The following is a 14,912-nucleotide window of genomic DNA, read 5'->3' as shown; positions in this document are numbered from 1 at the left end:
GAGTCGCTGCGAACCAGCGCACGAGCGTCGGCGAGTAGGTCAGGTGTCGAGTGACGGCCCAGGAAAAGGCGCGCCGGGATGCGCAGTACGGACTGCTGACGAGCATCGCCGTCGAGGCGGGCGTGTCGCTCAGCACGGTGTCCAAGGTCGTGCACCGGCGTCGCGACGTCGGCGCGGCGACGCGCGCCCGGGTCGAGGAGCTGCTCGCGCGGTACGGCTACGTCCGGCCCTGGGAGCGGGGGCCCGCCGTTCCGCGTCAGATCGTCGCCGTGTTCCGGGACCTTTCAGCGCGTACACCCTGGAGATCGCCCGCGGGATCGTGGACGCGGCGGCGGAGCTCGGCGTCGACGTGGTGACCGGCACGACGAGCCGGCGCTCGATCTCTCAGTGGCTCGAGGAGTGTGTCGCGCTCGGCGGCGCGGGGCTGATCATCGTGATCTCGATGCTGACCGAGGAGGATCAGCGCCGCATCGTCGAACGCAGGCTCCCCGTGGTCCTGGTCGATCCGCTCAGCGCACCCTCCCTGGACATCCCGAGCGTCGGCGTGACGAACTGGAACGGCGCCAGGGACGCGGTGCAGCACCTCCTGGCGCTCGGGCACCGCCGGGTCGGCATGGTCGCGGGGCGGTCGCACTCGATGGCCGGGGCGGCGCGGCTGCACGGCTACCGGGCCGCTCTGGAGGAGGCCGGGATCGCCTACGACCCCGCGATCGTGCGCTCGACCGACTTCGACTTCGACGAGGCGCTGGCCGCCAGCCTGCAGATCCTCCGTTCCGACGCGCCGCCCACGGCGGTCTTCGCGGCCAGTGACGCGCAGGCGCTCGGAGTCCTGGAAGCCGCCCGTCAGCAGGGGCTCAGCGTCCCGCGTGATCTGGCGGTCATGTCCTTCGACGACACCTTGGTGGCGGCCATGGCCTGCCCGCCGCTGAGCGCGGTGCGCCAGCCGTTCGACAAGCTCGGTCACGAGGCGACACGGGTGCTCATGCAGCTGGCCGAGGGCCGGCCACCGGCGTCCACGCGGATCGAGGTGGCGACGGAGCTCGTGCTGCGGAGTTCGACGTCCGCGCGCCCCCGAGCCGGCATCGAATAATGCCACCGCCCGAAACACTTTCGACACACGCCGGTGACATGACGGCCACACGCCCGAATACTGGTTTCGTCCCGCTCACGTCTCACTGAGCGCAATTCCTCCGCGCCAAAGGGGATGCTTTGCTCTCAACGGCTCGAAACCCGCTCCGTGCCTTCGTCGTCGCGGCGACGGCGATTCTGCTGCTGGCGCTCGCCCCGCTGGCCTACGCGTACGGCCCCTCGGTTCTTTATCAGCCGCCTTCGGGCACGCCGGAATACGGCGCGTTGTATCCGAAGACCGTACAACTGCACCACAACGGCGCACAGAACGGAACGCTGCTCGCCACGTTCGAGCAGCCCGCCACCACGCCGGTGTTCCCCGTCTATCGCAGCACCGACAACGGGGAGACGTGGAGCCGGATCAGCTCGGTCGCAGACACCGTCAACGGCTGGGGGAACCGCAATGGGGCGTTTCTCTACGAACTGCCCCAGCAGATCGGCGACATGCCGGCCGGCACCATCCTCTGCGTCGGCCTTTCCGCCCCGTCGGACAAATCGGCGGAGCGCATGGAGGTCTACAAGAGCAACGACGCCGGCCGGAACTGGGCCTGGGTGAGTGAGATCGCCCAGTCCGGCGGTTATCAAACCACCCCGATATGGGAGCCGTTCGTCATGGTGGCGAACAACAAGCTGATCGTGTACTACTCGGACGAACGCGATAAGGCGCATAACAACCAGAAGATCGTCCATCAGACCAGCACCGACGGCGTCCACTGGGGACCGGTCGTCAACGACGTCGCACCGACCGACAGCAACCTGCGCCCGGGCATGCCGGTGGTCTCCAAGCTCGCCAACGGCAAATACTTCATGAGCTACGAGGTGGTCAACCTCGGTTCCGGCACGCCCAACCACTTCAAGATCAGCGATGACCCCGAGGACTGGAACGCCACCGACCTCGGCACCCAGCTCGACAAGGGCGGCAGCCCGTACAACATCGTCCTTCCCGACGGGAAGCTCGTGTACAACTCGTACGGGTCGGGCGATGTGCTGGTCAACACGGACAACGGGTCCGGGCCGTGGACCCATGTGAAGACGCCCATCGAGGCCGGGTACAGCCGCACCCTGCAGTACGTCTCCGGCACGGGACGCGTCCTCATCATGTCCTGCGGCGGCTTCTGGCAGGGCACCACCAACACCATCCGGTACGCCGACGTCGATCTCGGACACTCCGCGGGCGCGTACTACAAGCTCGTCAACCGCAAGTCCGGAAAGGTCCTCGGCGTGCAGGGCGGGAGCCTCGCCGACGGCGCCGACCTGGTTCAGTGGACCGGCACCGGGGCCCCTGACCAGGCCTGGCACATGACCGCGGCAAGCGGGGGCGGCGCCACCGTCCTCGGCGACCGCGGCAGCGGCCGGGTGATCGGCGTGTACGCCTCGGGCACCGCCGACGGGGCCGCCGTGGTGCAGTGGCTGGACACCGGCGCCGCCGACCAGCGGTGGCAGGTCGTGCAGGCCGGCTCGTACGTGAAGCTGCGCAACGTAGGCAGCGGAAAGGTGCTCGGCGTGCTGGGCGGCTCGACCGCCGACGGCGCCCAGGTGGTGCAGTGGACCGACAACGGCTCCCTCGACCAGCAGTGGCAGGTCGTCCAGGTCGGATAATCCGCATGAGGTTTCCGCGTCCTGGACGGCCGGGTGCCGAGCGCGCGGCCGTCCAGGACGCCGACGGCACCGCCGGCGACCGGGCGCTCCCTGGCCGCCGGCATCGACTTGCGGAGGACGGATCATGCGAGTGCACCTGGCGTACGGCGAGTCGGGGCTGGACATCGACGTGGACCCCGAGGTGACCACGGTGGTCGAGCCCGTCCACCACGAGGCCGCCGCCGACCAGGTCGCCCTAGTGCGCACGGCGCTGCGTGACCCGGTCGCCGGCCCGCCGCTGCGCGAGCGGGTGCGCCCCGGCCAGACGGTGGCGATCTCGGTCTGTGACGGCACCCGGCCCCAGCCCCGCCGGCTGGTCATTCCGGCGCTGCTGGCCGAACTCGACGGCGTCGTCCGGCTGGAGGACGTCGTGATCCTGATCGCCACCGGCACCCACCGTGGCAACACCGACGCCGAACTGCGGCAGATGTTCGGCGACCAGGTCGTCGACAACGTACGGATCGTCAACCACGACGCCCGGCGCGCCGACGAGCTCACCTGGATGGGACGGTTCGGCAAGGACGTGCCGGTGTGGCTCAACCGCGAGTGGGCCGAGGCCGACGTGCGGATCACCACCGGTTTCGTCGAGCCGCACTTCTTCGCCGGCTTCTCCGGCGGGCCGAAACTCGTCGCCCCGGGACTCGCCGCGCTGGAGACCGTTCTCGTGCTGCACGACGCCGCCCGCATCGGCGATCCGCGTGCCACCTGGGGCGTCACTCACGGCAACCCCGTCCACGACGACGTACGGGCGATCGCGGAGGCCACCGGGGTGACCTTCGCCCTGGACGTGGTCCTCAACCGGGACAAGGACGTCGTGGCCGCCTTCGGAGGCGATCTGTCACCGATGCACTCCGCCGCCACGGCGGAGGCGAAGCGCATGGCGATGCGGCCTGTCGAGGCGCCCTTCGATGTGGTGGTCACCACCAACTCCGGATTCCCCCTGGACCAGAACCTGTACCAGTCGGTCAAGGGCATGTCCGCCGCCTACCAGGTCGTCCGCCCGGGCGGCACGATCGTCTGCGCCGCCGAGTGCCGGGACGGTTTCCCCGACCACGGCTCCTACCGGGAGGTCCTGGCCTCCGCGTCCTCGCCGCGGGCGCTGTTCGACGCCATCAGCGCCCGCACCGAGACGGTGCCCGACCAGTGGCAGGTGCAGATCCAGGCCCGCATCCAGTCCGGCAGCCGGGTCGTCATGTACACCGGCCACCTCAGCGACGCCGACCTCGCCACCGCCCATCTGGAGCAGACCCGCGACATCTCCGCCACCGTCGCCGACGCCTTGGCGGCGGCAGGCCCCGGCGCCCGGCTGTGCGTACTGCCCGAGGGTCCGCAGACGATCCCGTACCTGGCCGGGAAGGGGCAGTGACCCGGGGAAGGCCTGATCGCGTCATCCCGGGTGAGTGTCAGTCCGGCCGACCAGGCGCCAGCCGGACGGTGACGGTGACGGGGGTGTGCGGCGGGAGGTCGACGCGCCGCCTCCGGTCGGCGGCGTCCCGGCCGTCACGGCACACGAGCGTGATGACCGCGCATGGGCAGAGGTGAGAACGGCGCTGACCGTCCCGGACCGCAGGTCCCAGCTGAGCTCGTCGAGGGCCACGCGGGCGCGGGTGGCGATGCCCCGCAGGCTGCCGCTGCTCCACTCCGGAGGCAGCGCCGGCAGCAGTTCCACGATCCCCGGCCGGCTGTCCACCAGCAGCTCGACGACGACGGCGGGCAGGCAGTGCGCGGCGTCGGCGTTGTAGATCTCCAGGTCGGGATTGTGGGACGTCATCAGCGACCGGAAGACCATGTTCCGGCCCAGGATCTTCAGCAGGTTCGCGCGGGCCGTGTCACCGTCTTTCAGTCGCGCGGCGCACAGGGCGCGATGCAGGCTGCCGTGTGCGGAGAGGTTCTCGTCGCGACGCCGCAGCAGGGCGGCGCGGGCCGCCGCGGCCAGGTCGGGGGTGTCGTCCGGGGTGATGTCGTGCAGCGGCCACACCGGGTAGAGGTGGCTGACGTGCCGATGGTCGTCGGCGGTCTCCAGCCCCGGCCACGCCCACTCGGCGAGCGCCCCGTGGTCGTCGACGCGGTAGGGCGGCAGCCGGTCGGCGAGAGCGCGCCAGCGGCCGACCGCGGGCTGCTCGATGCCCAGGTACGAGCAGACGTCGGCGGCGGTGACCAGCGCGTGCCGGGCCGCCGCGACGTCCATGGTGGCGTTCACCCCGGCCACTCCCTTCACGTCCCTCGGGCCGACCTCCGGGGAGTAGGACGGGACGATGACGACGTGCCCGTCGTCGTCCTCGCGGGTCAGGACGTCCTCGAAGAAGGTGGCGGCCTCGATGAGCCACGGAGCGAGCGTCCCGGCGAGGAAGGCGTCGTCGCCGGTCATCTGCCAGTACTCGTGCAGCGGGAACAGCAGCCAGTCCGCGCCGGCCAGCCACATCTGCCAGGGCCATTCGTCGTCGAGGTGGAACAGCAGCCCGTGCTCCCCGTCGGTCCGGCTCGGCGCGAGCACCCCACGGGCGCCGTAGATCGCGCGGGCGTTGGCGCGCCAGTCCTCGATTTGGGCGCCGATCAGGGCGGCGTAGCCGGCGATGAGCTCGGGCATCCCGGTGCTCACCGCCCCCGCCATCTGCAGGTTGAGGTTCGCGTCGGTCGTGTAATCGCCGGACCAGGCGGCGCCCCAGGCCCCCAGCCACAACCCGGTGAGCCGCGGGGGGAGCACGCCGCAGGAACTCAGCAGCAGGTACCGGCCGGAGTGGAACATCGCCTCGACCAGCGCGGCGTCCAGCCCACCGGCACCGGCTCGGGCGAGGATCTCCCCCACGGGGAGCCGCCGGTCGTCGTCGGGGACCCGCAGGTCGAGCGTGGCGCGGGCGTAGAGCTTGCCGTGGACGGCGACGTGGCGAGCGAGCAGCAGGTCGTAGTCGGCGGGCAGCTCGGCCAGGGCATCCCGCAGCGCGTCGGCCCGGGGCAGGGCCACGGACCGGTCCATCCGCGTCAGCAGCATCACGCGCGTCGCCCCGTGGACGGCGGCCACGTCACCGTCGACCGTGACGTGGCCGCCGGTGGCCACGAGCCGGGTCACGCCGAGGTACCCCGCCGCACCCGGCCCGGCGGGATACGTTCCCACGGCGGCGAGCGACGCCTCGCCGCTCCCGATGGCGTGCGCGGACGTCGTGACGGTGACCTCCGGCGGGTGGCCGGGCACGTCCCCGGAGAGCCGTACTGTCAGGTCGAGCCGGGGCCCGGCGATCTCGACGACCGCGACGGCGTCGGGACGTGACACGAAGGCGCGCCGCACCCATTCGCCGTCTCCGTCGGACCAGGTGACCCGCACCTCCCCGGTCGTGAAGTCGGTGGCCCGGCGGTAGTGGTCCACCCGGCCGGCCGGGGCCGCGGAGTCCAGGTGGAGCACGTGACCGGGGTGGAACGGCTGTGTCCAGGCCAGCGGCCTGCCGTCGGAGAACTCCCGCTGCGCCTGCTCGCGTTCCCCGGCCAGGATCAGGTCGCGGACGTGCTCGAGCCGCTCGGCGACGGACGGTGGGCGCATCTCGCGGGACCCGTTGGGAAGTACGTAGCGGTGGTGGTCGTGAACGATCCGCTCCCGGTGGGGGTGGCCGTACACCATGATCCCGTACTCGCCGTTGCCGGAGAGGAACGCGTCCTCCCAGCGACCGGCCGGCTCGATGTCATGAACGCCGTGCACCGGTCTTCCCCCGTTCCTCACGCACCTGACGGCCCCTGATCGGCTCGGGCCGTTCGTGCGGAGACCGGAGCTTATCGGAGTCCCCTGCCGCAGGCCCGAAAGCGTTTCGCGGCAGCAGGCGGAAGGCGCGGCGCGAATGGTCCGTACTCCGAAAGTCTTTCGGAAGTCGCGGCCCTCGTTTCTTGTCGCCGTCGTATCGCCCCAGCTAGCGTCCCCGGTACCCGCCAGGCGTTAGGAGCGCGTTACGCAACGGTTGCGGAAAGGTTCCTGACCGCCCGGGCTCTCGATCCCGTCCCCTCGGCGCCAAGGGGGCTCAAGCCGCCTGCCAGGTGCGGCCACCGTGGTGGCCACCTTGCCGAGTCGAAAGGCATCAGATGAGGAACCGCAGATCTCGAAAGTGGGCGTTCACCACGTTGGTGGCAAGCGCCACGCTGCTCATCGGCGCGGCCGGCTGCGGGTCGGCCGGCAGTTCGGCGAGCACTCCGAACGGCAGCGTTCAGTTCTGGACGCTGCAGGACCCGACCAACACGGTGCAGCAGGCCGCGGTGGACTCGTTCAACTCCACCGGCCACGGCAAGGTCACCATGTCCGTGATCGCCACCGACGGCTTCAAGGACAAGCTGCGGACGGCGATGGGCTCGTCGCACATGCCCGGGATGTTCTTCAACTGGGGCGGCGGCAGCCTCAATGACTACGTGCGGGCCGGAAAGCTGGTGCAGCTCGACGCGGGGCTGGAGTCGCGCTTCCTGCCCGCCGCGATGCAGGCCGGCAAGGTGGACGGCAAGCTGGTCGGGATCCCGTGCCGGGGCACCCAGCCGGTGTTCCTGTTCTACAACAAGAAGGTCTTCGCCGACACGGGCGCGCAGCCGCCCAAGACGTGGAGCGACCTGACGAACCTTGTCCAGGTGTTCAAGGGCAAGGGCGTCACCCCGTTCGCGGTCGCCGGCAACGGCACCGACTCGTGGACCGAGCTGATGTGGATCGAGTACCTCGTCGACCGCCTCGCCGGTCCGGACCTGTTCAAGAAGATCCAGGCCGGCGACTGGTCGCAGTGGAAGGACCCCGCGGTCCTCAAGACCGCGCAGATGGTCAGGCAACTCGTCGACGGCGGCGCGTTCGGCACGAAGTTCGGCTCCGTCGGCTACGGCGCGGGCGGCACCTCGACGCTGCTGGCCAAGGGCAAGGCGGCGATGGTCCTGATGGGCTCCTGGGAGTACGCCACCCAGCAGAGCTCGAACCCGGGCTTCGCCAAGCAGGACCTGGGATACGTGCCGTTCCCGACCGTCGAGGGAGGCAAGGGCGACCCCGCAGACGTGGTCGGGAACCCCACGAACTACATCTCGGTGACCACCTCCGCCGCCCAGCAGACCGCGAAGGACTTCCTGCAGACCACCTACAGCGACACCTATGTCCGGGGGCTGGTCCAGAAGGGCGAGGTGCCCGTCACGGTGAACGCCGAGCAGGCGCTGGCCAAGGCACCCGATCCCGCCTACGCGAAGTTCCAGTACGACCTCGTGCGGAAGGCGCCGTACTTCACCCAGTCCTGGGATCAGGCGCTCGGCCTGACCCTGGGCACCCCCCTGCTGACCGAGATCCAGAAGTTGTTCAACGGGCAGAGCACGCCGGAGCGGTTCGTCAGCGCGGTGCTGGCGCTCAAGCACTAGGAAGGCTTGATCCAAGTGGTCTCCATCACGGGTTCACGGCTCGTGCGGGACCCCCAGGCGCGCCGCGCCGCTCCACCACTGGAGCGACCCGGCGTGGCCTGGGCGGTCCCCGGGCTGGTGTTCTTCTTCGTCTTCGCCATCGCGCCGATGGCCGGCGTCGTCTACCTGTCCCTCACCCGTTGGGACGGCCTCAGCGCGCCGCGGTTCACCGGGCTGGACAACTGGTCGCGGTTCCTCGGCGACGGCCAGGTGCTCCAGTCCACCCTGGTCACCGCGGTCCTACTCGTCGGCAACATCCTGGTGCAGGCGCCGATCAGCGTCCTGCTGGGCGTCTGGTCGGCCGGCCGCCAGCGCAACCGCGCTGTCCTGTCGACGATCTTCTTCCTGCCGCTGCTGCTGTCCACGGCGGCCGTCGCCATCATGTGGCGGCAGCTGCTCGATCCGAACTTCGGCATCCCGCCGAAGCTCGCCGATCTCCTCGGCGGGAACACCGACCTGCTGGGCAGCCAAGGGGGCGCGATCGCCTGCCTGATCCTCGTCACCAGTTGGCAGTTCATCCCGTTCCACACGCTGATCTACCAGGGCGCCGCCCGCGCCATCCCGCTCACCCTCTACCAGGCGGCCGCGATCGACGGCGCGGGACGGGTACGGCAGTTCTTCCACATCACCCTTCCGCAGCTACGCAACAGCATCATCACCTCGACCACCTTCATGGTGGTCGGCGGTCTCACGGCGTTCGACATCGTCCTGCTGCTGACCAACGGGGGTCCCGGCACCGACACCTCGATCCTCCCGTTCGCCATGTACCAGACCGCGTTCCGGACTTATGACTACGGATACGCCAGCGTCATCGCGAGTTTCCTGCTGCTGCTCGCCACGGGCGCCTCTCTCCTCCTCGTGAAGATCAGCGGATACGACAAGATGACGAGCACGATGGAGGGCCTGTGAGAAAGCGCCCCAACGTCGTCGCGGGCTTCGCGGCGTTCGCCTGGCTCCTGATCATCGGTGTTCCGCTGTACGCGCTGGTGAACACGGCGATCCAGCCGCAGTCGAAGTACACCGACGGCGGTCCCGTCTCGATTCCCTCCGCCGTGACCCTGGACAACTTCAGGACCGTGATACACAGCGGCTTCCTGCACTACGTCGGGAACACCGTTCTCGTCGCGGCGCTCACGGTCGCGATCGTGCTGCTCCTCGGCGTGCCCATCAGCTACGCCGTCGTCCGGGGCCGCGGCCGGCTGTCCGGAGGGGTGTTCCGGCTGTTCCTCGTGGGCCTGGCGATCCCCTCCCAGGCGGTCATCATCCCGCTCTTTCTCATCATCAACCGGCTCGGCCTCTATGACAGCCTCTGGGGGATCGTCCTGCCCACCGCGGCGTTCGCGCTGCCGGTGAGCGTGCTGGTCCTCAGCGGCGGGATGCGGGACATCTCCGCCTCGCTCTACGAGGCCATGGCCCTGGACGGCGCCCGCCCGGCCCGGGTCCTGGTGGACCTGGTCATCCCGCTGTCACGCTCGAGCATCGCGACGACATGCGTCTTCACGGCTCTGCAGGCGTGGAACGGCTTCCTGTTCCCCCTGGTGATGACCCAGTCGAACGACACCAAGGTGGTCTCCCTCGGCCTGTACAACTTCGTCTCCGAGTACGGGGCCGACGTCCCGGCCCTGCTGGCCGCCGTGCTGATGTCCGCCGTCCCGATTCTCATCGTCTATCTCTTCGCCCGGCGGGCCCTCGTGATGGGGCTGATGGGAACCGGCGGAAAGTGACGGTCGACCGCGCCGTCCGCGGCGCCCGGAAAGAAACAGATGACACCTTGACGATCAGTAACGAGCGCCGGGTGACCGGTCGCTGGAACGACCCCGCCCTTCCCGCGCCCGTCCGCGCTCAGGTCCTGCTGGACGCCATGACGGACGCCGAGAAGGTGCGGCAGCTCGGCAGTTCCTGGCCGGGCCACGACACCGCCGGCGACGTGGCGCCGATGCAGGAGACCTTCCGTGAGGCCGAGACGTTCGACGAGGCCATCGTCGGCGGGCTCGGGCACCTGACCCGGGTGTTCGGTACGGCGCCCATCGACCCGGAGGCCGGCCGCCAGCGCCTGGCGGCGGCGCAGACCCGGGTGGTGTCGGCGAACCGGTTCGGGATCCCGGCCATCGCCCACGAGGAGTGCCTGACCGGGTTCACCACCTGGCAGGCCACCGTGTACCCGACCCCGCTCGCCTTGGCGGCCACCTGGGACCCCGGACTCGTCCGCCGGATGGCGGCGGCCATCGGGTCGGACATGGCGGCCGCCGGCGTCCACCAAGGTCTGGCACCCGTCCTGGACGTGGTGCGGGACTACCGCTGGGGCCGGGTGGAGGAGACCCTCGGCGAGGATCCCTACCTCGTCTCGGAACTGGGACTGGCCTATGTGGAGGGCCTGCAGTCGGCCGGTGTGATCGCGACGGTGAAGCACTTCGCGGGCTACTCCGCCTCGCGGGCGGCGCGCAACCATGCACCGGCGGTGGTCGGTCCGCGCGAGTTCGCCGACGTCGTCCTCGTGCCGTTCGAGAAGGCGGTGGTCGCGGGCCGCGCCGGCTCGGTGATGAACGCCTACAACGACGTCGACGGCGTCCCGTGCGGAGCGGACGAGACGCTGCTCACGGACCTGCTGCGCGACTCCTGGGGGTTCGAGGGCACCGTGGTCTCCGACTACTGGTCGATCGCGTTCCTCGCCACTCTGCACCGCGTGGCGGCCGACGTCCCGAGTGCGGCGCAGGCCGCGCTGCGCGCCGGGATCGACGTCGAACTCCCCCACACCTCCGGCTACGGGGAGCCCTTGCTGGCGATGGTGCGGGACGGACGCGTCGCCCCCGAGCTCCTCGACCGGGCGGTACTGCGCGTCCTGACGCAGAAGGCCGAGCTGGGACTGCTCGACCCCGGATGGGATCCCGGGCGGTACACCGCTACGCCGGACCTGGACTCCCCCCGCAACCGCGACATCGCCCGCCGTCTGGCCGAGGAGTCCATCGTGCTGCTCGACAACGGCTCGGACGTCCTGCCGCTCGCCGGTCCGCGATCCATCGCCGTCATCGGCCCGGCGGCCGACGAGGCCAGGTGCCTGTTCGGCTGCTACTCCTTCCCCAACCACGTCCTCCCACACCACCCCGAGCTCCCCCTCGGCCTCGAGGCCCCGACGGTGCTCGACGCGATCCGGCGCGAGTTCCCCGGCTCCGCGGTGCACCACGAGATCGGCTGCCCGATCACCGGCGACGACAGGAGCGGAATCGACGCGGCCGTGGCCGCTGCGGCGGGCGCCGACCTGACGCTCCTCGTCGTCGGCGACCGTTCGGGAATGTTCGGGCACGGGACCTCGGGTGAAGGATGCGACGTCGCCACCCTGAACCTTCCCGGAGTCCAGGACGACCTGGTGGAGGCCGTGCTGGCCACGGCGCGGCAGGCCGTCCTCCTCGTCGTCTCCGGCCGCCCGTACGCGATCGGCCGACATGCCCGGGCGGCGGACGCGACGCTCCAGGCGTTCTTCCCCGGCGAAGAGGGCGCGGCGGCGATCGCCGGTGTCCTGTCCGGACGGATCAACCCGTCCGGACGTCTACCGGTCCAGATCCCGGGCGACGAAGCCGGTCAGCCGGGCACCTACCTGGCGCCTCCGCTGGCACTGAAGAGCGACGGCGTGAGCAACATCGACCCCACTCCCGCCTTCCCGTTCGGGCACGGGATGTCCTACAGCACCTTCCGGATCCAGGATGTGCGCACCGCCGAGGACGTCGTCGCCGTCGACGGACTGATCACGGTACAGGCGACGGTGACCAACACCGGCGCCCGTGCCGGGACGTGCGTCCCGCAGCTCTACCTCACCGACCCGGTCGCCTCGGTCACCCGGCCCGTCCGGCAGCTGATCGGATTCACCCGTGTCGACCTCGCCGCCGGGGAGACCCGCACGGTGCGGTTCACGGTCCACGCGGACATGACCAGCTTCACCGGGAGGGACCTGCGCAGGCGCGTCGAACCCGGCCACGTCATCCTCACCGTCGCACGGTCGGCCGGCGACCCCGGCTCATCCGCCGAGGTGAGGCTGGTCGGGGACACCCGGATCGTCGATCACACCCGGACGATGCGCGTGCCCGGCACGGTGCTCGCGGACTGACCCTTGCGGACGCGGCGACCCGGGCGATGCCCGGGTCGCGCCGTGTGGCCGTGCGCGGTCGGCGTGGCTCAGCGCCGGCCGCGACCGGTGAGCCGGCCCAGCCAGTAGGCGAAGCCCCACTGGGCGATCCGCTGGAACGCCTCGATCATGATCGCGCGGCTCATCTTGCTGGCGCCGTGGGTGCGTTCGACGAACCGGATCGGGACCTCGGTCACCCGCAGGCCGCCCCGCACCGTGCGCAGCGTCAGGTCGACCTGGAAGCAGTAGCCCTGCGAGGCGACACCGTCGATGTCGATCTTCTGCAGGGTCGTCGCGCGGTAGGCGCGGTATCCGCCGGTCGAGTCGCGCACCGGGATGCCCAGCATGATCCGCGCGTAGATGTTCGCGCCCCGCGAGAGAATCTCGCGGTTCACCGGCCAGTTCTCGACCTTTCCGCCGCGAACCCAGCGCGAGCCGATGACCAGGTCGGCCTCGCCGAGCGCGCTGAGCAGCCGGGGCAGCTCCTCCGGCTGGTGGGAGCCGTCGGCGTCCATCTCGACGAGCACGTCGAAGCCGTGGTCGATCCCCCAGTGGAAGCCGGCGATGTAGGCCGCGCCGAGGCCTTCCTTGCCGGCCCGGTGCAGGACGTGGATCCGCTCGTCGTCGGCGGCGAGCCCGTCGGCGATCTTTCCGGTGCCGTCGGGACTGTTGTCGTCGGCGACCAGGATGTCGGCCTCGGGCACGGCGGCGCGCACCCGGCCGACGATGCTCTCGATGTTCTCCCGCTCGTTGTACGTCGGGATGATCACGAGCACCCGCCCGATGTCCTCCATGTTCCGCACCGGTCAGGCCCCCCTGCTCGTCCGTGTTCTCCAGCCGGCGGCGACCGCGGCCCCGAGTCCCAGCAGCGCCATCACCCACTCCGGCGCGGCACCCAGATGATCAGTAAGGGTACGCGAGGTGCGCAGCGGAACGCTGCGCACCTGAAGATCCGGGGTGAATTCCTTTGACTGCGCCAGAACCTTCCCGTCCGGGGCGATGATGCCGCTGATCCCGCTCGTGGAGGCCACGAGGACGCTGCGCCCGTGCTCGATCGCGCGCATCCGCGACATCGCGAACTGCTGCGGCGGCAGGCTCGTACGCCCGAACGTGGCGTTGTTGGTCTGCACAACGAGCAGCGGGGCGTCGGCGACGTCCCGCACGATTCCGTCGTAGGCCACCTCGAAGCAGATGACATCTCCGATTTTCACCGGACCGAGCTGAAGGGATCCGCGTGAACGGCCCTTGACGAACTCCCCAACCCGATCGAAACGGGTGATGAGCTTTTTCAACAGGCCCCGGAAGATCGGGATGTACTCGCCGAACGGCAGCGGGTGGCGTTTGACGTAGTAGGCGCCGGGCCCCGTCGTGGGGCTCCAGACGATCCCGCGGTTCTCCACGTGCTCGCCGTCGCCCGCGTCGATGACGGCGCCGACCAGCACGGGCACGCCGATGTCGCGGACCGCCGCGTCGATCACCCCGCGGGCCTGGTCGTCGGCGTACGGGTCGAGGTCGCTGGAGTTCTCCGGCCAGATGACCAGGTCGGGCTTTGCCAGCCGCCCGGCGCGGACCTCCTCGGCCAGCCGGTGGGTCTCCCGGGCGTGGTTGTTCAGGACGGCCTCGCGCTGGCCGAGGAAGTCCAGGCCGGCGCGGGGCACGTTGCCCTGCACGACCGCGACCGTCAGCGTCCGGCCGCCGGTCGGACGGGGGACGAACAGGCCGATCAGCCCGAGCGCGAGCACGCCGGCCAGCGCCACCGCGGCCCAGCGAAGCGGGCGGCCGGGGGCCGTGCCCGGCGCCGGGTCGCCGGCGGTGTCCGCGGGCTCGGCGGCGTCAGCGTCGGCGAGCGCCTCCCCCTCGGCGATCGCGTCCTCGTCCGCGCCGGCGGCCTCCGGATGGGCGGTGGTGGCCCGGCGGCGCCACAGGAGCAGGGCCGCCGCGGCCAGCAGCCCGCCGGTGAGCGCGGTGACGAAGCTGACCAGCGGGGCGCCGCCCAGTGAGGCGTAGCCGGTGAAGGGCGAGGCGCTCTGGCTGAACGCCAGCCGCGCCCAGGGGAACCCGCCGAACGGCACCCGCCCCCGGACGAACTCCTCGGTGATCCATAGCGCGGCCGTCCAGACGGGCCAGCCGGGCAGCCGGGTGACGAGGGTGAGGCCGGCGCCCAGGAGCGCGAAGTAGAGCGCCTCGAAGATGCTCAGCGCGATCCAGGCGTCCATGCCGACAGGCCGCAGGCCCTCGAAGGTCGGGAAGCAGAACGCCAGGCCGAACAGCATGCCGAGCGCGAGGCCGCGCCGCCAGGTGCGGCCCCGGAACAGCAGCGCGAGCATCGCCGTGGCGACGGGCGCCAGCGGCCACCACCCGATCGGGGGGAACGCCGCGGCCAGCAGCAGACCGGCCACCACAACGCCCGCCGGGCGCGGCAGCCAGGCCGGAACTCGCGACGCCCGGTCGCGTTCGGCCGCGGCGGGCGTCTTCTCGGCGAGCATCTCTGGCGCCACCGGCACTCCTCATCAGGTCGGACCTTCGGCGGAACGCTACCCGCGATACGGGCAGGCCGCTTCTAGGGATGATCCCACTTCCGGGCAGGAGCCGCAGCGCCCGGGACGCGGAACCTGGACGCCGGGGCGGGGAGGCGGCC

General features: G+C 70.8%; 11 protein-coding genes. 8 read left to right on the top strand and 3 right to left on the bottom strand.

Going from position 1 to position 14,912, the window contains the following annotated elements:
• The first annotated feature begins 50 nt into the window (after positions 1-50).
• The 4 genes from ABEA24_RS36055 (at position 51) to larA (ending at position 4,132) form a co-directional block, all read left to right on the top strand.
• The gene (locus ABEA24_RS36055; protein WP_345436825.1) at positions 51-356 is read left to right on the top strand and encodes a LacI family DNA-binding transcriptional regulator; all 306 of its coding nucleotides are present in this window, start codon (positions 51-53) and stop codon (positions 354-356) included.
• Positions 320-1,090, top strand: coding sequence for a substrate-binding domain-containing protein (locus ABEA24_RS36050; RefSeq protein ID WP_345436823.1), 771 nt, complete (start codon positions 320-322; stop codon positions 1,088-1,090). Before ABEA24_RS36055 ends, ABEA24_RS36050 begins: the two co-directional genes overlap by 37 nt.
• Positions 1,091-1,209: 119 nt before the next feature.
• Positions 1,210-2,727 carry an RICIN domain-containing protein gene (locus ABEA24_RS36045; protein ID WP_345436821.1) on the top strand — a complete coding sequence of 506 codons (1,518 nt, stop codon included), beginning with the start codon at positions 1,210-1,212 and terminating at the stop codon, positions 2,725-2,727.
• A 124-nt stretch (positions 2,728-2,851) separates the two neighbouring features.
• Positions 2,852-4,132: a nickel-dependent lactate racemase gene (larA, locus tag ABEA24_RS36040; RefSeq protein WP_345436819.1), complete on the top strand. Its 1,281-nt coding sequence runs from the start codon at positions 2,852-2,854 to the stop codon at positions 4,130-4,132.
• A 21-nt stretch (positions 4,133-4,153) separates the two neighbouring features.
• Here larA and ABEA24_RS36035 read toward each other — a convergent pair whose 3' ends face one another.
• A complete protein-coding gene (locus ABEA24_RS36035; RefSeq protein ID WP_345436817.1) occupies positions 4,154-6,454 on the bottom strand; it encodes a glycosyl hydrolase family 95 catalytic domain-containing protein in 2,301 nt (766 codons plus the stop codon).
• A 374-nt stretch (positions 6,455-6,828) separates the two neighbouring features.
• Here ABEA24_RS36035 and ABEA24_RS36030 point away from each other — a divergent pair, with 374 nt between their 5' ends.
• The 4 genes from ABEA24_RS36030 to ABEA24_RS36015 are packed head-to-tail and all read left to right on the top strand — an operon-like array spanning position 6,829 to position 12,256.
• Positions 6,829-8,118 (top strand): ABC transporter substrate-binding protein, encoded by a 1,290-nt coding sequence (locus ABEA24_RS36030; protein WP_345436815.1) that lies wholly within the window; start codon positions 6,829-6,831, stop codon positions 8,116-8,118.
• Positions 8,119-8,133: 15 nt separating this feature from the next.
• Entirely contained in the window at positions 8,134-9,066 is a 933-nt protein-coding gene (locus ABEA24_RS36025) for a carbohydrate ABC transporter permease (protein ID WP_345436813.1), read from the top strand.
• Complete coding sequence (locus ABEA24_RS36020; protein ID WP_345436811.1) at positions 9,063-9,881, top strand: carbohydrate ABC transporter permease; 819 nt, start codon at positions 9,063-9,065, stop codon at positions 9,879-9,881. The genes ABEA24_RS36025 and ABEA24_RS36020 overlap by 4 nt, the downstream gene beginning before the upstream one ends.
• Positions 9,882-9,928: 47 nt before the next feature.
• Complete coding sequence (locus tag ABEA24_RS36015) at positions 9,929-12,256, top strand: glycoside hydrolase family 3 N-terminal domain-containing protein (protein ID WP_345436809.1); 2,328 nt, start codon at positions 9,929-9,931, stop codon at positions 12,254-12,256.
• Positions 12,257-12,324: 68 nt separating this feature from the next.
• Here ABEA24_RS36015 and ABEA24_RS36010 read toward each other — a convergent pair whose 3' ends face one another.
• Both ABEA24_RS36010 and lnt read right to left on the bottom strand, forming a co-directional pair.
• Complete coding sequence (locus tag ABEA24_RS36010) at positions 12,325-13,068, bottom strand: polyprenol monophosphomannose synthase (RefSeq protein WP_345436807.1); 744 nt, start codon at positions 13,066-13,068, stop codon at positions 12,325-12,327.
• Positions 13,069-13,080: 12 nt separating this feature from the next.
• The gene (gene lnt, locus ABEA24_RS36005; protein ID WP_345436805.1) at positions 13,081-14,772 is read right to left on the bottom strand and encodes an apolipoprotein N-acyltransferase; all 1,692 of its coding nucleotides are present in this window, start codon (positions 14,770-14,772) and stop codon (positions 13,081-13,083) included.
• Positions 14,773-14,912: the final 140 nt, after the last annotated feature.

Origin of the sequence: Actinoallomurus vinaceus, from assembly GCF_039542055.1 — a bacterium.
In the GTDB taxonomy this organism is placed as follows: Bacteria; Actinomycetota; Actinomycetes; order Streptosporangiales; family Streptosporangiaceae; genus Actinoallomurus; species Actinoallomurus vinaceus.
Note: the sequence above shows the minus strand (reverse complement) of the source record. Positions and strands in the feature narration are given on the sequence as shown.

Bases quoted from the DNA above. Each gene is read 5' to 3' on its own strand.
- ABEA24_RS36010 (WP_345436807.1), bottom strand. From the start codon at position 13,068: ATGGAGGACATCGGGCGGGTGCTCGTGATCATCCCGACGTACAACGAG.
- ABEA24_RS36030 (WP_345436815.1), top strand. From the start codon at position 6,829: ATGAGGAACCGCAGATCTCGAAAGTGGGCGTTCACCACGTTGGTGGCA.
- larA (WP_345436819.1), top strand. From the start codon at position 2,852: ATGCGAGTGCACCTGGCGTACGGCGAGTCGGGGCTGGACATCGACGTG.